We start from the raw sequence: 16,805 nt of genomic DNA, 5'->3' as shown, positions 1-16,805 counted from the left end.
GCGTGCAGCTCCCGCGACTGTTGCGAAATCGGACCATTGGCAGCGGCCACCGGGTTGTCCGCAGGTGGAGTGCCCCGGATCCGGGACACTTACGGCACCCACAGGTCCCGGACGCGCTCACAGGTCCCGGACGCGCTTACAAGTCCCAGAGGACGGTGACGCGGTCGGCGCCGGCGGTGGCCAGCAGGGTGCCGTCCGGGCTGAACGCCACCGCCCGCGCCCACTGCTGGTTGATCCGCCGGCCGTAGCCGACGGCGGCGACGAGCCGCGGCGGGTCGGGGAACGCCAGCTGCCACAGCCGGACGGTGGTGTCGGTACCCCCGGTGGCGACCAGCGGCATCGTCGGGCTGAACGTGACGCTCATCGGGTGGCCGCTCTTTTCCTTCACCGCCTTGAGGGGCCGGTCAGGGATGCAGGTGTAGACGTACCACTGGTTCGTGCCTCGCTTGCGGCGCCGCTGGATGCGGAACCCCAGGAAGTCGAACCCGTCGCTCGTGTGCACTACCCGGGTCTTGGCTGCTGACAGCCGCAGACCCAGCGGGGCGAGCACGGCAGCGACGTCCGTGCCGGGGTGGGCGCGGCGGCGCCGGCCCACCCCGAGCTGTCGGGCTACTCGTAGGACAGGTTCGACTGCCCTTCGATCACGCGGCCAGCGATGTAGAGGTCTCCGTTGGAGTCCAGTATTGCGATGATCTTTTTCTGGTTGCCGTGGTGGGTCGTGAAGAAGATCTTGTCGGCTTCCTGGGAGGTGGAGTAGTTTGTGTTGACCGAGAGTTCGATGCTCACCGGCGAGCTGATGAGCACATCCTTCTTGGGCGAGTTCGGGTAATTCTGGTTCTGCCTCAACCTGATTCGGCCGTGGGTGTCGCCCTCATCCCAGTCCGCGGCCAATCCGAGGTCAATTTCCGCCATGGTCTTCTCCATTCTATTTTGTGTGGGAAACCTCTCCTGGCTGGAGTAGGTTTGTATGGTTTCGAGAAAAACCTGGCCATCGGCAAACAGGAGTCAGCAGGAGGCATCTCTGCGTGTGCCGGCGTGGAGAGAACACCGCACGTTCCGGCCGGAATTTTCTCGACTGCCGGCCGCACTCCTGGCCAATTTTTCTACCCGATCGGACCAGTAAACGGGTGCGTGGACGTCTCAATAGACAGGAACGATCGCTTCCTTGATCTCCGTATTCCCTGTTCCGGATGGGGCCGTTCAACCATCCGAGTCACAGGCATGAGCGCCACAACACCTCTCCCCCCAGAGCTAGTGATGGAATCGCACCTCGCGTACGTAGCGTCACATGCCGGAGACGGTGGCGCGCGGATATTACCTAAATATATCAACCCAGTTAGGAGTCGAAATGAAATAACTTGCGCGTTTCGAACCCTCCACAGGTCACAGGCCTGTGGAGGGTTCGAAACGCGCAAGTTATTTCATTTCGACTCCTAAGGCGTAATCGCGGGTCGGGTCGGGAAGGAGGCCCGGATGCGCAGGAAATTCGAGTCAATCTCTGTCCACAGGCCAGGGCTGACCAGCTTCGAAGCGGACCCGGAATTGTGTACACACGGGATCCCTGGGTGGAGCGGCCCGTCGGAGGGCCGGGCACCGGCCCGCACGGCGGTCGAGCGTCGGGTCCGCGGCGGCTTCAGCGTCGCGGCGGTGACGTGCTTGCCCTCGATCGCGTTGGTGTCAAACCGCAGGAATGACCGGTGCACCGGGCCGATCCCGTTGCCGACCCGCAGGTACTCGTAGATGTCGTAGTTCGTTGTCGGGGACGTGCTGACCACGAAAGCGGGATCGTTCCAGAGTTCCTACCTGGAGCTGTGCCCGATCTCGGCGGGGATCGAGTGGTCCGAGTCGGGTACCTCGCGAATACCGGCCCACACGCTGTCTCGTGCCCTCGTGATGGCCACATACATCTGTCGGCGTTCCAACTGGGTACGCTCGCGAAACGCGTCGGCCGACTCGGACGGCCGCCACGGCTTCGGGAAGAGGTTGCGGTCGGGAATACAGACGTGGGCGAAGTCGAGGCTCTTGACTCGGTGGTACGTCCCGACCTTGACCGCCTCACAGCTGGTTCCGTCATATTCCTTGAGGGAAACCGCTGGAATGCCCCGATCGGTGAGGACGCGCAGCCACCGCGCAGCCGCGGCGTTCGTCGGCACGAGCACCGCCATATCGCCGTAACGGACGTTCCGATTGTCATGGAATTCCACGAGGTGTTCGCAGAGCGCCGCATCCTGCGCCACGGTGCCCGACACCGTGACCTCGCGGATCTCGCCTCCCGGCCGGTCGACGTTGACCTCGCGCCGCCCGCGTTCCTGGACGCCGTCGAGGTCGTCGAAGCTGTCGTCGGCGACTACCGCCTGGGCGTAGCGCAGGATCTTCTCGCGATTACGGTAGTTTCTCCCGAGCACGGTGGAGCGTCCGACGACGGCGACGCCGGCCTCGGCGAGGGTGAAACCGCCGGGATAGATGGACTGCTGGCCATCGCCGACCACGAGCAGGCCGTCCGGCTTGTCGCCGACGAAGGCATGCAGCAGTTGCAGACCGACGCACGTCAGGTCCTGTATCTCGTCAACGATCACCGCGTCGTACCGGGTGTCGGAACTCTCGCGCACCAGGTCGCGAGCCAGGAGCAGCACGTCGTCGCGATCGAGGACGCCGCGCTCTGTCCAGAGCTGCTCGTACCGTTCGTACAGCTCCCACACCGCACGTCGGTGGGTCGGTTGCAAGGGAGTGCTGCGCCCGACGCGTGCCAGCTTGGCGTACTGCTCGAAGTCGGTCAGGCCTCGGCCCTTGACGACTGTCGCGATCTCGTCCTTCCAGTACCCGGGAGCCAGGCCGAGCCCGGGCAGAACCGAGAACTGCCCGACCTGCCCCCAGGCGCGCCAGAAACAGGTGTCGGCGGCCTCCTGCTGGTGTCGGTCTGCCAAGCCGTGTTCGCGAAGACAACGTGCGGCGACGGCGTGGACGGTGGCGAACTCGATCCGGTCGACGTGCTCGGGGGCCATCCGGGTCAGCAGGGCGCGGTAGACCGGCCCCAGCGTGCGCACCAGCGAGGTAAACAACACCCGTTCCCGCGGGCGGCCAGATACTTGGCGCGGTGCAACGCGACGACCGTCTTGCCGGTACCGGCCGCGCCGCGGACGCGGGCCGGACCCGACCACTGCCGGCCGGCCAGGCGGGCCTGCGTCGGGTGCAGCCAGGTCATCCACGTCTCGATCGGCTCCCGGGCGGCGGCGTCGAGAAGTTCTTGCCACAGCTCCTCGCGGCTCAGCAGTGCATCCTGATCTGGTGGAACCGATTGCTCGGGCGGTGACAGCGGCTCGGAAGAAATCGGACGCCCGGCCGGAGCTGGACAGTAGGCCCGAGTGGGACGCTCGATAGCGGCTGGGCTTTCGGTCGCGGCCGTACCGTTCGAAGAGGGACCTGCCCGGCGCGCGACCGGACGGCGGACAGACCGTGAGGTCGGCGCCTCGGTGACCGTGACGACCGTGGCGGTGGCGGTGGCGCGGGGCATCGGCGGGCAACCGCGTGCCAGACGGTCCAGTAGTTGTTCAACGAGGTCCGGTGCCAGGCGTGCGCCACGACGCGCCAGGTCGCGGGTTAGGTCCTGCTCGCCGAGCACCGTCACCCGGTCGAGTTGTGCCCGGACGTTTTTCCGCCTGGCCAGAACCAGCAGCGGAACCACCTCGGTCGGTGGCAGACCTGCCTCTACCAGCACCTCCTCCACCGCTACGGTCTGATCCAGAAGTTTGCGGACGTCGTCGTCCGCGCCGGCGTCGCCACGCCATAACCGGCCGCGTTCGACGGTGATCTCTCGCCAGTTCTTCACGTCTACCACGAAGACTCCGCCAGGCCCCACCACGATCACGTCGATGTTGGCCCGGCGGGTGCCTGGCCACCGTCGGTCCGGCAGCACGTGCCACCCTGCGTCGTCCATACCGACCAGCACTCGGACCACACTCTGCTCGGCCCGGTCACCGGCTTCCCAGTGCTGGCGGTGGCGGCGTAACTGCTTCAGCACGTCGGTCAGGTGCTGGATCTGTCGCTGGACTCCGTCGATCTCCATCCCGAGCAGGACAGCTTGACCGAGGGCCGACGGTTCTGGCAGCGGGTCGGCGTCTCGCGTCGACGAGGCGGTCGTCGGCGGATGGGCTGTCGACGTGCCGACGGTCGACGCAGCGGTGGCGGGGATGCGCGCTGCCGGTCCATCCAAAAGCACGTCACTACTCCCTCACCTTATGTCACAGGTAAGAGTACGGTAATGAGTCGTCGTTTGGCTACGTTTACGGGCGACAGTGGTCTGCAGGCCCTAGGGAAGAGTGGTTGTTGTCGGAAACGTAGGTCTACTTTCGAACGCTGGTTCGAGCGTGCCGACTCGAACTCTTCGAACGCCCTGGCCACGGCCGCTTTCAGCAGAGAATGATCACGTAAGTTCGGTCTAGACCGCCAGCACGATGGCGGCGCTGATGCCGCCGAGGCCGAGGGCGAAGGCCGCCTCGGGCAGCCCGCCGTCGCGCCGCCGGAAGAGGCGGTCGAGCGCCAGCCGCCCGGCACCGACCGCCGCCACCGTGATCGCGACCACCGCGATGCACAGCGGGTACTCCATGCCGCCGTCGGTTTCCCACAGTCCGTTCGGTGCGGTCACGATCATTGCGTTGATCATCACGCCGATCACGGCCGCGGCCGCCAACGGAGTCAGCAGGCCCACCGCCAGGCCGAGGCCGCCGAGGAACTCGGACGCGCCGGCCAGCCCGGCGAAGAAGGTGCCGGGGTGGTAACCCAGCTGGGCGAATCCCTTGCCGGTCGCGGTGAGGCCGTGGCCGCCGAACAGGCCGAAGAGCTTCTGCGCGCCGTGCCCGGCGAGCAGAAGACCGAAGGTCATCCGGAGCAGCAGCAGCCCGAGGTCGGCTGCGGACACGGCCGTGCGGGACGGGCCCGGGCGGGAGGCGTCGGGCGGTGCGGGGGTAGCGGGTGCCAGGTGGAGGGATGCCCGGTGCCGCGTAGCGAGCAGTTTCATATCGAAACCCTGATCCAGGCGAAAGCATACGGTGAAGCTTTGGTCACTACTGTGCCTGCCCGCTCTGCCGGGCCGGTACCTCGTTCGCCGGTGACTTCCCCCGCGGCCCGGCCGTCAGCTTCGGTGACGCCGGCGCGGCGGGCGAACGACGGCGACCGGGCAGGCGGCATGCAGCACGCACTGGGAGCTGGTGGAACCGAGCAGCAACTCGGCGAAGCCGCCGCGGCCCCGGGCGCCCACCACAAGCAGCTGGGCGCGCGCCGCCGCGTTGATCAGGCCGTAGGCGGCGTTGCCCACAATCAGGCCGGTTTCCACCCCGATGCCCTCCCAGCCGGCCAGGCCCGCGTTCGCTGACTCGTCCAGAACAGCCTGCGCGGCATCGCGAAACGCCTCGTCGCCGAGGCCCACCCGCCCGGTGAGGGTTGCCGGCAGCGGCTCCCACACATGCACGACGCGCAGTGGAGCCCGGCGCATCGCTGCCTCGCCTGCGGCCCAGGCCAGCGCGTCCACCGAGGCGGCGGACCCGTCCACCCCGACGACGACGGGGCCGGGCCGGCTCCTGCCCCGCTCGCCGTGGACAACCACGACCGGGACCGCCGCGTCGTGCACGCAGGCGAGGCTGACCGAGCCGGTCAGCCTCCGCTGCGTCCGGCTTGCCCCATGGGCGCCGAGGACGAGCATGGCCGCCCGGTCGGACTCGGCCAGCAGCATCTGTACCGGGGCCCCGTAGACGGTCCGTTCGAAGATCCGCGCCGCCGGTTCGTCCTTGCGGACCCGCTCCACGACATCGTGTAGCAGCCACTGCGCCGTCCAGCACGGGTGCTCCGGGGACGTGGCCGGCGGCGGCTTCGATCGCCTCGTGCGGTGGTTCGGCGGCCGCCCACACCAGCACCGCCCGTACGCGAGCGTCCCGCAGTCGTGCAGCGTCCACCGCCCAGCGCAACGCCCGCTCGGCGTCCGCGGATCCGTCGATCCCGACGACGATCTCCGCCTGCGGGACGAAATCAGCTTCCACCTGATCGCCTTCCACGTGCCCACCCTGTTCAGCCTCGTACGTGAGGTAGGTTACGTCTAGTAAGTAGATGATCGCATTCTGTTCTGATTCGCGGTAACGGCCAAGCGAACCGGCTGCACCGCGACGAACCCCTCGACGAACCCCTCACTCCCGGGCCCGTCCTGGTAGCTCAACGCGGTGATATCCAGCCCGCAGCTGTGTGCGATCGGGCTGAGCGGATAGATGGCGATCATCGGCGTCCTGTCGAGGTGGAGCGGCCGGGGTGAGCTAACCCGTCGTGGGCCTGGAGCTGGCCGGTCTGTGGTTCGGGCGAGCCAAGCGTGGGTAGAGACTGAAAGTGGTCAGACAGGACACACTAGGTGACGATCTGCATTCTTCTATGGAGAAGAGAAGATTGTGACCCTATCCGCGCGACTCGGTGACCGTCTGGCGACGCTCATCCGGTGGAATCTGGACCCGTCTACACCGGGCCGGCGGCGTCCGGCAGGCGGGCGTGTGCGGTGCCGGCTGGGCCGGGCAGCCGCCGGCCGCCAGGAAGGAGCAACCAGATGGCGAGCATGGAACGCCAGCGTCCCCGGCGGAACTGGTTCGATCTGTTGGGTCTGCCCTGGTCGCAGGCACGGACGTCCGCGGCGGAGCTGGTCGGCCGGCGCGGGGCTGACGTTCCGGTCGAGGAGTACACCGAGGACGACGCCTACGTCCTGCGCGCCGAGATCCCCGACGTCGACCCAGACAAAGACCTCGATGTCACCGTCTCCGAAGGGACGCTGGCGGTACACTCCGAACGGCACGAGGCGAGAAGTCAGAAGGCTCTCGGCGGGTACCGCACCGAGTTCCGCTATGGCGCGTTCAGTCGTTCCGTGGCGCTTCCGCCCGGGGCGAAGGCGGACCGGGCAGCCGCGACCTATAAGGACGGCATCCTGGAAGTCCGCGTTCCGGTCGAGCCAGCCGAGATGTCCGGCCGGAAGATCACAGTTGAGCAGGGCTGACGCCCGACGATGCCCGGTCGCAGGGCCCGAGCTCTCCGGCCGACTGCGGCCCCGGGCGACGTTATTACCCACCCGGGTGCCGGCCCGCTTCTCCTCCCGTGTGGGGAGCCAGGAGTCACCATCAGGGGTAAGCACCTTCCTGGAGGGGGTAAGCATGGCCGACATCCGTAGCACGATCGTCCGGCGGCCGGTCACCGTGGAGCGGTCCACCACGATCCGGGACGCGGCGGCGCAGATGGAACGGCAGGGCGTGGGCGCGCTCCTCGTCATGGAGAACGATCGCCTGGTCGGGATCGTCACCGACCGCGACATCGTGCTACGTGGCGTTGCCCGCGGTATCCTGACGGACAGCCGGATCGACGCCCTCATGACCACCGAGGTCATCACCGTGCCGTCCGGCGTCGACCTCGAACGGGCCTACGAAATCTTCCGTGACCACGCGATCCGCCGGCTCCCGGTCGTCGACGGCCGCCGGCTCGTCGGCCTGCTGTCCGTCGACGATCTGCTCATCCGCACCGAGCATGAGATGGCCGAGCTGGTACACCCGCTCGCCGATGAGGTCTTTGCCCCCCACCGCGAGGCCCCACCGCTGGCTACCACCGGCGAGGAGCCCGTCGAGCCGGCGCCCGGACTGCCGCCCCGACGTAAGGCGATGCGCGCCCATCCCGGCGACACCCTGGTTGTCCACCGTCCCACCGTCACGCAACCGGACCGCATTGGGGAGATCCTTGAGGTGCGCTCGCCGGCCGGCGACCCCCCGTTCACTGTCCGCTGGTCCGACACCGGGCACGTCAGCTTCGTCTACCCGGGACCGGACTCCGAGGTCCGCCACCCTCCCGAGGAGGCCCGCAGCGGCACCGGCTGAAAAGCGGCACCGGCTGAAAAGGATGACGGGTTCAGCTCTGCATGCGTGACGAACACGCACCGTCAGGCGAATCATGCTACGGGATCGTGACGTTCCGCTGCGACCAGCCTGCCGGGATGGCAGTGCAGCAGCCAGAAGCCGCCTTCCCGTACCCCGAGCTGGTCCGGAATCGGCCAGCACCAGCCGTCCAGGAGTCGTCGGAGCAGGTCGGCAATGATGGTGCGCTGGCTACAGACCGCTGGCGGCGTCCCGGACGCCGCCAGCCCCATCAAGGTAGCGACCACCCTCGCCTCCGATCCGGGATATCCGGTGTCCGCCAGCGTCGGCTCCGGTTCGATGGCGAGCCCGGCCGTGTGCGCGTACGGGGCGAGCGTGGCGGTGCAGCAGGGTAGGTCGGCGCTGATCAGCAGGCGAATCCCCAGGCTGGTCAGCAGCGGCACCAGTGCGCTCGCCTGGGCCCGGCCGCGCTCGTCGAGCGGGCGTAGCTGGTCGGGCCCGTCCCAGCGCCGATGGTGGGCGGCCCGAACGTGGCGGATGACGACGAGCGCGGCCGTCGGCGCCGGCAGCCGACCAAACTCGGCGAGCACCTGGCGGTCGGTGTCGTAGCTGACCCGGCGAGCCGCCTCCCCCTTCGCCAGCCAGGCAAGCCTGTCCACCTCCCGGGTGGGGACGAACGTGCCGGAACGGGCCTGCATCCCCCAGTACCGGACCGCCTTCACCGTCCTGCCGCCGTCCGTCAGGTAGCGGTACTCGCCGAGCGGGGGCCCGAGCCTGGCCCGGCAACCAGTCTCCTCCTCGACCTCCCGCAACGCGCCGAGCAACGGATGTTCTCGCCGGCGCAGCTTGCCCTTGGGCAGGGACCAGTCGTCATACCGCGGCCGGTGCACGACCGCGATCTGCCGCCCGTCCCGCGTGGGCCGCCACAGCACCCCACCGGCGGCACCGACGACCCGTACCGGCCTATCCCAGGGATCAGCCGACGACTTCATACCGTCCAGTCTTCGACTCCAGCCGCCGCGGCGCCAGGAGGACAGGCACATCCCAGCAAGGCCCGGTCCAGCACGGCCCGGTCGACAACCCGCCGCCGGTGGCGCGGATCGCGGTCGGGCCGTCCGCAGCGTCCACCGCTACCAGGGCGGAGATCCCCATCTGAAGCGCATGTTCCCCGACGGCACCCAGGGGTATGGAACTCACTACAGAAGGTTATCGCCGTCCGGGGGGTGGAGGGTGGGGTGACGAACGCAGGTGTGGCCGAGCTCATCGTCGAGCCGGCGGTGCTCGGGACGCTCGTCGATGTGCTGCGTGCACGCGGGTACCAGGTCGTCGGCCCGACGGTGCGGGACGGCGCGATCGTCTACGACGAGATCAGTAGCGCGGCGCAGCTCCCGGCGGGGTGGACCGATGTCCAGGAGGCGGGTCGTTACCGGCTCGAGCGTCGTCGCGACGCGGCGCTGTTCGGTTACGCGGTGGGGCCGCATTCGTGGAAGCAGAACCTGCTGCCGCCCCGGCTGCGCCTGCTGAAGACCCGCCGCCACGGCGATGGCGGCTTCGGCGGTGGCGGCTTCGAGGTGGCGGAGGAACCGCTACCGCGGGCAGCGGTGGCATTCCTCGGCGTCCGTTCCTGTGAGCTGCAGGCCATCGCGATCCAGGACCGGATCCTGCTCGGGGGGCGCCACGCCGACCGCGACTACGCTGCTCGCCGCCGCGATGTGTTCATCGTCGCGGTGAACTGCCACGAGCCGGGTGGGACCTGCTTCTGCGTGTCGATGAACACGGGCCCGGCGGTGCGGGAGGGCTACGACCTGGTCCTCAGCGAAATCCTGGCCAGTGACCACCGGTTGCTCGTCGAGGCGGGCACCCCTCGGGGCGTCGAGATACTGGGCGAGCTGGCCGGGCGCCCGGCCGAAGCCGCCGACCGTAGCGCGGCCCAAGCCGCCGTGGACGGGGCGGCCGGCCGGATGGGACGCACCGTCGACGCGGCCGACCTGCGTGACCTGCTCGCGGACAACCTCGAACATCCACGGTGGGACGAGGTGGCGCAGCGGTGCCTGAGCTGCGGCAACTGCACAATGGTGTGTCCAACCTGCTTCTGTACCTCGGTGGAGGACGTCAGCGACCTCACCGGAAGTGAGGCGGAGCGCTGGCGCAGCTGGGAGTCCTGCTTCTCGCTGGACCACTCCTACATCCACGGCGGTAACGTCCGTGCCTCCGGACGCTCCCGTTACCGCCAGTGGTTGACCCACAAGTTCGGCACCTGGCACGACCAGTTCGGAACGTCCGGATGCGTCGGCTGCGGACGGTGCATCACCTGGTGCCCCGTCGGCATCGACGTCACCGAGGAACTGACCGCCATTCGGGCGAACTCCGCGGCCGGCGATGACGTCGGTTGAGGCACCGCTCGGCGAGGTCGGCGTCTTCGCCGGTATGCACCCGGACCACCTCGCCCTCCTCGCCGGGTGCGCCCGGCACGCCGTCTTCCGCCCGGGCGACGTACTCCTGCGGGAAGGCGACCCGGCCGACACCCTCTACGTCATCCGGCACGGCACGGTCGCGATCGAAACCTTCGTCCCGACCCGGGGTCTGGTCCCCATCGAGACCGTCGGAGCCGGCAATGTGGTGGGCTGGTCCTGGCTGTTCCCGCCGTACCGGCTCCATTTCGACGCCCGTGCCCTCTCGCTGGTCCGCGCCACCGCCATCGACGGTGCCTGCCTCCGCGGGAAGTTCTCCCAGGACCCGGCGCTGGGCTACGACGTGCTGTCCCACCTTGCGCAGGTGCTCATCGAGCGCCTGCAGGCCACCCGGTTGCGGCTGCTCGATGTCTACGCAAACCCGGGCCAGGGCTGACGGCGCGGCCGGGGAGATGACCCCTCGGCCGTTCCGGGTGACCCGCCGCCACCAGGAGACGGGTGACACGTGGACCCTGGAACTCGCACCGCTCTCCGGCGCTCCGATCATCGCCGCACCCGGCCAGTTCACCATGGTTTACGCTTTCGGCGTCGGCGAGGTCCCCTTGTCCGTGACGGGCTGCGGCCCGGCGACAGGCGATGACCTCGCGACGGTCGACGACTCCGTGATGGTCGACGACTCCGTGACGGCTGGTACCGACGGCCCGCTTGTGCACACCGTCCGAGCGGTCGGCGCGGTGACGGAAGCGATCTGCGCGTCCCGCCCGGGCGACGTCCTCGGGGTGCGTGGCCCGTTTGGGCGAGGCTGGCCGGTAGGCGCCGCCGCCGGGCTGGACGTCGTCGTGGTCGCGGGCGGGCTCGGGCTGGCGCCGCTGCGGCCGGTCGTCCGGCAGCTCCTGCGACGGCGCGCCGACTACGGCAACGTGGTCGTGCTCGCCGGCACCCGTACACCCGCGGACATCCTCTACCGCCGGGAGCTGGCCGGTTGGCAGGACCGCACCGACCTCCAAGCCCTGGTGACCGTCGACGGTGCGCAGCCCGGATGGGACGGCCGGGTCGGCGTCGTCACCACCCTTCTCCCGCACGTGCGTTTCGATCCGGCCAGAACCGTCGCGTTCACCTGCGGACCCGAGATCATGATGCGGCTGACCGCACGGGCCCTGGTCGACGCCGGCGTACCCGCCGACCGCATCCACCTGTCCCTGGAACGCAACATGCACTGCGGCCTCGGCCACTGCGGCCGCTGCCAGCTCGGCCCGCTGATGCTCTGCCTGGACGGACCGGTCTGCGGCTACGACCGCCTGGAACCGTTGCTCGCCGTCCGGGAGCTGTGATGCCGATGCCGACGCCGACGCCGACCAGCCCAACCAGGCCCCGGCTCGCCGTCTGGAAGTTCGCCTCCTGCGACGGCTGCCAGCTCACCCTGCTCAACTGCGAAGATGAGCTGCTCTCGCTCACCGGCGAGGTCGACGTCTCCTACTTCCTGGAGGCATCCAGCGCGACCGTCGACGGTCCCTACGACCTCTCCCTCGTCGAGGGCTCGGTCACCACCGAACAGGATGTGGAACGCATCCAGCAGGTCCGGGCCGCGTCTCGGCGTCTGGTCACAATCGGCGCCTGCGCGACCGCCGGCGGCATCCAGGCGCTCCGCAACTTCGCCGACGTCGGCGACTTCCTCGCGGCCGTCTACGCCACCCCGGCGTACGTCTCGACGCTGGCGACCTCCACCCCGATCTCCACGCACGTCCGGGTGGACTTCGAACTCCAGGGCTGCCCGGTCAACCCTCGCCAGCTCCTCGAAGTCATCAGCGCGTTCCTCGCTCGCCGACGCCCGAACATCTCCTCATCCTCCGTCTGCACCGAATGCAAACGGCGCGGGACGGTGTGCGTGATGGTCGCGCACGGCACGCCGTGCCTCGGCCCGGTCACGCATGCCGGATGCGGTGCGATCTGCCCGGCCTATCACCGCGGCTGCTACGGCTGTTTCGGCCCGATGGAGAGCCCCAACACCCCCGCGTTGATCCGCCAGCTACGGGTTCTCGGGATGAACGAGGACAACGTCGACCGAGTGTTCCGGACGTTCAACACCGCCGCGCCGACGTTCCGCGACGCCCCCGGCGAGGGTTCGGGAAGCGGTGAGACCGATGCGCGCGACTAGGACCATCGCACCTCCCCCGCTCACCAGGGTCGAGGGCGAAGGAAGGCTGCTAATCAAGATCATCGACGGGCGGGTGGACGAGGCCCACCTGAAGATCTTCGAACCGCCGCGCTTCTTCGAGGCGTTCCTCCGCGGCCGGGCCTACACCGAGCCACCCGACATCACCGCCCGGATCTGCGGCATCTGCCCGGTCGCCTACCAGATGAGCGCGCTGGCAGCCATCGAACAGATCTGTGGCATCACGGTCACCGGCCCACCCGCCGCCCTACGGCGGCTCATCTACTGCGGTGAATGGATCGAGAGTCACGCGCTACACGTCTTCCTGTTGCACCTGCCGGACTTCCTCGGCTACGACAGCGCACTACACCTTGCCCAGGACCAGCCCGCCCTGGTCAAGCTGGGACTTACGCTGAAGAAGGCCGGCAACACGCTCATGACGGTCATCGGCGGCCGCGCGATCCACCCCGTCAACGCGCGGGTCGGCGGCTGGTACCGGGCACCACGCCGGCGCGACCTGACCGAGTTCGTCGGGCAACTGGAACAGGCGCGAGACATCGCCCGGGACACCGCCCGATTCACCGCCGCCCTGGACTTCCCCGAAGACGAACTCCACCAGACCTTCGTCGCGCTCCACCAACCTGGCGAATACCCCGTTGAGCGCGGCCGGATCGCCTCCACCGATGGCCTCGACATCGCCCCGGCCGACTACGATCGGCACTTCACCGAAGAACAGGTGCCCTGGTCGAACGCTCTGCACTCGACCCTGGCCGCGGGCGGCTCCTACCTCACCGGACCGCTGGCTCGCTTCGCGCTGGGCGCGCAGTGCCTGGCGCCCGCCGCCCGCGAGACCGCCGCCGAGATCGGCCTGCGCCCACCGGAGCGCAACCCCTACCGCAGCATCATCGTGCGCTGCATCGAGATGGTCCACGCCGCCGACGAGGCGCTGCGGATCATCGCGGACTACACCGAGCCCGGACCCCCCCGCGCTGGAGGCCCCGCCCCGGGCGGGAACCGGCTACGGGGTCACGGAGGCACCCCGCGGCCTGCTCTACCACCGCTACACGATCGACCACAACGGCACCATCCTCGACGCAAAGATCGTGCCACCAACCGCCCAGAACCAACGTCCGATCGAAGAAGACCTGCGCGGCGTGGTGGAACGCTTCATGGACCTGCCAGAGCCCGAACTCGCCCTGCGCTGCGAACGGGCCATCCGCAACTACGACCCCTGCATCTCATGTGCAACCCACTTCCTGACCCTCCACATCGAGCACGGCTGACCGTCATCGGGATCGGCAATCCCGACCGACACGACGACGCCGTCGGCCTGGCAGTCGCGCATCAGCTACGCTGCACGCTCCCACCTGGCGTCGACGTGGTCGAATGCGCCGGCGAGCCGACAGGACTGTTTGCCGCCTGGGAAGGGGCCGACGCCGTCTGGATCATCGACGCCGCCCATTCCGCGGCCCCGCCCGGAACCGTGCACCGCCTACCGGCCAACGACCGCACACTGCCGGCGGATCTCGTCGGGCCATCGACCCACGCGCTCGGCCTCGCGGACACCATCGAGATCAGCCGAACACTCGGCCGGCTTCCCCGGCATCTCGTCATCTACGCAATCTCCGGCCATACCTTCTCAGCAGGCCTCGGACTCGGCCCCGAGGTCGCGGCGGCGGCCCGCAACGTGGCCGCCGCCATCCGCGCCGAAACAGCGATCTATGCCGCCAGGGAACCCGACGATCTCCGCTGACCGCCGCCAACCGCGGTAGCCGAAGGCCCGCGTTGGCGGTGGGATTCGGTCACGGGACTTCGCGCGGCCCGGGGGCGGCGTTCATCAGCCACGTCACCATGCGGCTGATGTCCGACAGCGACAGGATCCCGACGAGTCTGCCCTGGTCCATCACCAGGACGCGGTGCTCGGCGCCGGGCTCCATGCGCGGCAGCAGATCCGCCAGCGGGTCGTCGGGACCCGCGATGGTGGTCCGCGACAGTGGCACCATCACCTCGCTTACCGTTACCGTGCCGCTCTTCTCCGGCGGCACCTGCTTGGCGCCGTCCAGGGTCACCAGCCCGACCGGGGCTCCGTTCTCGCCGGTCACCGGGAACGCCGAGTGCCGGTACCGGTACAGCGGGCCGGCCAGCAGGTTCGCGACGGTCAGGGCCGCGGGCACCGTGAGCGGCTTCGTCGTCATGGCGTCATGTACCGGGACGCCGGCGAGCACACCGCGCAACTGCGCCTGCCGTCCCTCGGCGGTGGCGGCCGCGATGAGGAACGAGCCGATCAGGGCCAGCCAGAGCCAGCCGAATCCGCCGCCTCCCATGAACACGAGGAGTCCCAGAACGACGAGCAGCCAGCCGAGGACGCGTCCGGCTGCGGTAGCCCCGGCGGTCGCCCGCAGCCGATCTCCCGTACGCCACCACAGGAAGGCGCGCAGCAGCCGCCCACCGTCGAGCGGAGCGGCGGGAAAGGCGTTGAAGACGGCGAGCAGCAGGTTGATGCCCGCCAGCCAGGCCACCACCTCGACCAGGAGCTCGGGCGCGGACGCCAGGGCGAGCAGCCAGGCGCCCAGCACGAAGAGCCCGCCCAGCAGAAGGCTGACGAGTGGGCCGACACCCGCGATCCGCAGCTCCGCTGCCGGGCTCGACGCCTCCGACTTCAGCCGGGCCACCCCGCCCAGCAGCCACAACACGATGTCGTCCACGGCCACCCCGTTGCGCCGGGCCACCAGGGCGTGCGCCACCTCGTGGGCGAGCAGCGAGGCGAAGAAAACCACCGCGGCGGCAAGGGCCGCCAACCAGTACACCACCAGGGCATGGCCCGGGTACACCTGTGGGAGGCGACCCTGCGCGAGGCCGAACGCGATGATGCCGAAGATGAGCAGCACGCTCCAGTGGACCCCGATCCGGACTCCAGCGATCCGTCCCACCATGAAGGTCGCCCGCACAGCGTCTCTCCCCTGTTCGAACGTGCCCCGGGACCAAGACCCGGCTCGACTCCGCGGTTGGGCGCGGGGCCGGCCCCGTCAGGCTGCCGCGAGGGCCACCTCCGTCGACTTGACCAGGGCGGTCACCGAGGAACCCGCGGCCAGACCGAGGTCGGTCGCGGCGGCCAGGGTGATCGCCGCGGTGAGCTCGCCGCCACCATCGAGGGCGATATGCGCGACGGCCATGGCACCGCCGGTCTCCAGGCTGGACACCGTGCCGCGCAGCCGGTTACGGATGCTCAGACCATCCACGCTGCCCGTGGCCAGCGCCACCTCGGTGGACTTGATCAGAATCTCGACGGTGGCCCCCACCGAGAGGTCGAGGTCCTTGACCGCATCAAGGGTCACCGCGGCGGTGACGGTCTGCCCGCCGGAGAGGTCGACAGTCACAGTGCTCATCACCGCACCTTCGGTGATGTCGGTGACGGTTCCGGTCAGTCGGTTGCGAATGCTCAGGCTCATCGGTCCACCTCGTCCTCTCGGGTGCCGCCAGGTGCCGTCAGTCAACTCCTACCCGCCCGTCTGTGCCGCGTACATGCCTCGACCCGCAGAAGAGCCGTGCAGAAGGGTCCTGCGGACAAGTGATGCCCGACAGGCGGTCGCGCCTGATCGGTCCGTGCGGGTCGCACCGCCCGCCTCGGGGGCGCGGGCGCTCCGGTGCCACCGGTTCGCCTACCCCGAACAGGTCGATGTCGACCATCGACCCCGAGAGTCCGGCCTCCCGCATATAGGCGACCCGCACCGACAGGAACACTGCCTTGGCACAACAGGTGGGCAGGTAATGTCGCCAGAAACCCCACCACTACCCACTGTCATGCCAGACAACACACCTATCTCACCGCCGGCGTGGGCGCCAGGTCGCCCGCGCCCGGTCCACTCACGTCTGCGACCCAAAGAAATCCCAGCATCCCTCGGCGGCACCCCCGCCGATCATCCGACTGGCGTCCACCCCCGCAACAACAGATCATCGCCGTATGACATCGGGCAATCGTGTTGAAGCAACGAAAGCGCACAACATTAAACAACGGCAACTCTCGGCGGGCCGTCCGAGCGGCTGCCCCAGGCAGCCGACCGGGTAGCCGAGCCGCGGAGAATCACGGCCGCCGACGGCCGACGGCAGCGGCTGCCGACGGTGGAACCGGCGCCCAAGCCGGACTACCCCCAGACTAACCCCCCCCCCGAGCTAACCCCGGACTAACCCCGTAGCGGGCTCGCGGAGGGCTCGTAGGGCTGCTTCCGCTGTACCCGGCTGTCCCCGTCATCCGTATTCCTGACCCGCCATCCGTATTCCCGACCTGCCTGCAGGGAATGGTGGTTCAGGGAAGCCGAGAATGTTCGCGGCCATGGCACACCTCCCGATGAGGGGACTAGTACT

General features: G+C 68.9%; 16 protein-coding genes and 2 pseudogenes. 9 read left to right on the top strand and 9 right to left on the bottom strand.

Translation table 11 applies throughout. The features are described 5' to 3' along the window. Window positions 1-136: 136 nt before the first annotated feature. The 6 genes and pseudogenes from AC08OQ_RS08730 to AC08OQ_RS08705 form a co-directional block, all read right to left on the bottom strand. Window positions 137-550 (bottom strand): WD40 repeat domain-containing protein, encoded by a 414-nt coding sequence (locus tag AC08OQ_RS08730; protein WP_462187592.1) that lies wholly within the window; start codon window positions 548-550, stop codon window positions 137-139. A 59-nt stretch (window positions 551-609) separates the two neighbouring features. Beyond that, complete coding sequence (locus tag AC08OQ_RS08725; protein WP_476600025.1) at window positions 610-912, bottom strand: DUF6342 family protein; 303 nt, start codon at window positions 910-912, stop codon at window positions 610-612. A gap of 521 nt (window positions 913-1,433) precedes the next feature. Continuing rightward, the gene (locus AC08OQ_RS08720; RefSeq protein WP_476600023.1) at window positions 1,434-1,775 is read right to left on the bottom strand and encodes a hypothetical protein; all 342 of its coding nucleotides are present in this window, start codon (window positions 1,773-1,775) and stop codon (window positions 1,434-1,436) included. A gap of 24 nt (window positions 1,776-1,799) precedes the next feature. Beyond that, window positions 1,800-4,216 (bottom strand): annotated as a pseudogene (locus AC08OQ_RS08715) (UvrD-helicase domain-containing protein). Window positions 4,217-4,435: 219 nt separating this feature from the next. Continuing rightward, window positions 4,436-5,014 carry a DoxX family protein gene (locus tag AC08OQ_RS08710; RefSeq protein WP_476593027.1) on the bottom strand — a complete coding sequence of 193 codons (579 nt, stop codon included), beginning with the start codon at window positions 5,012-5,014 and terminating at the stop codon, window positions 4,436-4,438. A gap of 114 nt (window positions 5,015-5,128) precedes the next feature. Beyond that, window positions 5,129-5,797, bottom strand: coding sequence for a universal stress protein (locus AC08OQ_RS08705; RefSeq protein ID WP_476600021.1), 669 nt, complete (start codon window positions 5,795-5,797; stop codon window positions 5,129-5,131). A gap of 780 nt (window positions 5,798-6,577) precedes the next feature. On the opposite strand from AC08OQ_RS08705, the gene AC08OQ_RS08700 reads away from it, so the two are divergent. Both AC08OQ_RS08700 and AC08OQ_RS08695 read left to right on the top strand, forming a co-directional pair. Continuing rightward, window positions 6,578-7,018 carry an Hsp20/alpha crystallin family protein gene (locus tag AC08OQ_RS08700; protein WP_476600019.1) on the top strand — a complete coding sequence of 147 codons (441 nt, stop codon included), beginning with the start codon at window positions 6,578-6,580 and terminating at the stop codon, window positions 7,016-7,018. A 154-nt stretch (window positions 7,019-7,172) separates the two neighbouring features. After that, window positions 7,173-7,883, top strand: coding sequence for a DUF1918 domain-containing protein (locus tag AC08OQ_RS08695; RefSeq protein ID WP_476600017.1), 711 nt, complete (start codon window positions 7,173-7,175; stop codon window positions 7,881-7,883). A gap of 71 nt (window positions 7,884-7,954) precedes the next feature. Here the strand turns inward: AC08OQ_RS08695 and AC08OQ_RS08690 are convergent, their stop codons facing one another. Then, on the bottom strand, window positions 7,955-8,872 hold the full coding sequence (locus tag AC08OQ_RS08690; protein ID WP_476600015.1) for an NUDIX domain-containing protein: 918 nt from the start codon (window positions 8,870-8,872) through the stop codon (window positions 7,955-7,957). A gap of 243 nt (window positions 8,873-9,115) precedes the next feature. Between AC08OQ_RS08690 and AC08OQ_RS08685 the strand changes: the two genes are divergently transcribed. From AC08OQ_RS08685 to AC08OQ_RS08655, 7 genes and pseudogenes are all read left to right on the top strand, one after another. Beyond that, the gene (locus AC08OQ_RS08685; RefSeq protein ID WP_476600013.1) at window positions 9,116-10,273 is read left to right on the top strand and encodes a 4Fe-4S dicluster domain-containing protein; all 1,158 of its coding nucleotides are present in this window, start codon (window positions 9,116-9,118) and stop codon (window positions 10,271-10,273) included. After that, on the top strand, window positions 10,260-10,727 hold the full coding sequence (locus tag AC08OQ_RS08680; protein WP_462187583.1) for a cyclic nucleotide-binding domain-containing protein: 468 nt from the start codon (window positions 10,260-10,262) through the stop codon (window positions 10,725-10,727). Before AC08OQ_RS08685 ends, AC08OQ_RS08680 begins: the two co-directional genes overlap by 14 nt. Continuing rightward, window positions 10,699-11,622 carry an FAD/NAD(P)-binding protein gene (locus AC08OQ_RS08675; protein ID WP_462187582.1) on the top strand — a complete coding sequence of 308 codons (924 nt, stop codon included), beginning with the start codon at window positions 10,699-10,701 and terminating at the stop codon, window positions 11,620-11,622. Before AC08OQ_RS08680 ends, AC08OQ_RS08675 begins: the two co-directional genes overlap by 29 nt. 5 nt (window positions 11,623-11,627) lie before the next feature. Then, window positions 11,628-12,446 (top strand): NADH-quinone oxidoreductase subunit B family protein, encoded by an 819-nt coding sequence (locus AC08OQ_RS08670; RefSeq protein ID WP_476604938.1) that lies wholly within the window; start codon window positions 11,628-11,630, stop codon window positions 12,444-12,446. Next, window positions 12,433-12,756: pseudogene (locus tag AC08OQ_RS08665) on the top strand (nickel-dependent hydrogenase large subunit); the annotation flags it as partial. The gene AC08OQ_RS08670 and the pseudogene AC08OQ_RS08665, both read left to right, overlap by 14 nt. Before the next feature lie 370 nt (window positions 12,757-13,126). Next, a complete protein-coding gene (locus AC08OQ_RS08660; protein WP_476600029.1) occupies window positions 13,127-13,726 on the top strand; it encodes a nickel-dependent hydrogenase large subunit in 600 nt (199 codons plus the stop codon). Continuing rightward, window positions 13,684-14,196 (top strand): hydrogenase maturation protease, encoded by a 513-nt coding sequence (locus AC08OQ_RS08655; RefSeq protein WP_476600027.1) that lies wholly within the window; start codon window positions 13,684-13,686, stop codon window positions 14,194-14,196. Before AC08OQ_RS08660 ends, AC08OQ_RS08655 begins: the two co-directional genes overlap by 43 nt. A 49-nt stretch (window positions 14,197-14,245) precedes the next feature. Here AC08OQ_RS08655 and AC08OQ_RS08650 read toward each other — a convergent pair whose 3' ends face one another. Next, entirely contained in the window at window positions 14,246-15,391 is a 1,146-nt protein-coding gene (locus AC08OQ_RS08650) for a site-2 protease family protein (protein ID WP_476600009.1), read from the bottom strand. A 78-nt stretch (window positions 15,392-15,469) separates the two neighbouring features. Continuing rightward, complete coding sequence (locus AC08OQ_RS08645; protein WP_462187578.1) at window positions 15,470-15,892, bottom strand: TOBE domain-containing protein; 423 nt, start codon at window positions 15,890-15,892, stop codon at window positions 15,470-15,472. Between the last annotated feature and the right edge of the window lie 913 nt (window positions 15,893-16,805).

It is taken from the genome of Frankia sp. CcCS3 (assembly GCF_977927575.1).
This window is presented reverse-complemented; position numbering and strand designations above follow the sequence as displayed.

Bases quoted from the DNA above. Each gene is read 5' to 3' on its own strand.
- AC08OQ_RS08725 (WP_476600025.1), bottom strand. From the start codon at position 912: ATGGCGGAAATTGACCTCGGATTGGCCGCGGACTGGGATGAGGGCGAC.
- AC08OQ_RS08710 (WP_476593027.1), bottom strand. From the start codon at position 5,014: ATGAAACTGCTCGCTACGCGGCACCGGGCATCCCTCCACCTGGCACCC.
- AC08OQ_RS08700 (WP_476600019.1), top strand. From the start codon at position 6,578: ATGGCGAGCATGGAACGCCAGCGTCCCCGGCGGAACTGGTTCGATCTG.
- AC08OQ_RS08695 (WP_476600017.1), top strand. From the start codon at position 7,173: ATGGCCGACATCCGTAGCACGATCGTCCGGCGGCCGGTCACCGTGGAG.
- AC08OQ_RS08690 (WP_476600015.1), bottom strand. From the start codon at position 8,872: ATGAAGTCGTCGGCTGATCCCTGGGATAGGCCGGTACGGGTCGTCGGT.
- AC08OQ_RS08680 (WP_462187583.1), top strand. From the start codon at position 10,260: ATGACGTCGGTTGAGGCACCGCTCGGCGAGGTCGGCGTCTTCGCCGGT.
- AC08OQ_RS08675 (WP_462187582.1), top strand. From the start codon at position 10,699: ATGTCTACGCAAACCCGGGCCAGGGCTGACGGCGCGGCCGGGGAGATG.
- AC08OQ_RS08670 (WP_476604938.1), top strand. From the start codon at position 11,628: ATGCCGACGCCGACGCCGACCAGCCCAACCAGGCCCCGGCTCGCCGTC.
- AC08OQ_RS08660 (WP_476600029.1), top strand. From the start codon at position 13,127: ATGGCCTCGACATCGCCCCGGCCGACTACGATCGGCACTTCACCGAAG.
- AC08OQ_RS08655 (WP_476600027.1), top strand. From the start codon at position 13,684: ATGTGCAACCCACTTCCTGACCCTCCACATCGAGCACGGCTGACCGTC.
- AC08OQ_RS08645 (WP_462187578.1), bottom strand. From the start codon at position 15,892: ATGAGCCTGAGCATTCGCAACCGACTGACCGGAACCGTCACCGACATC.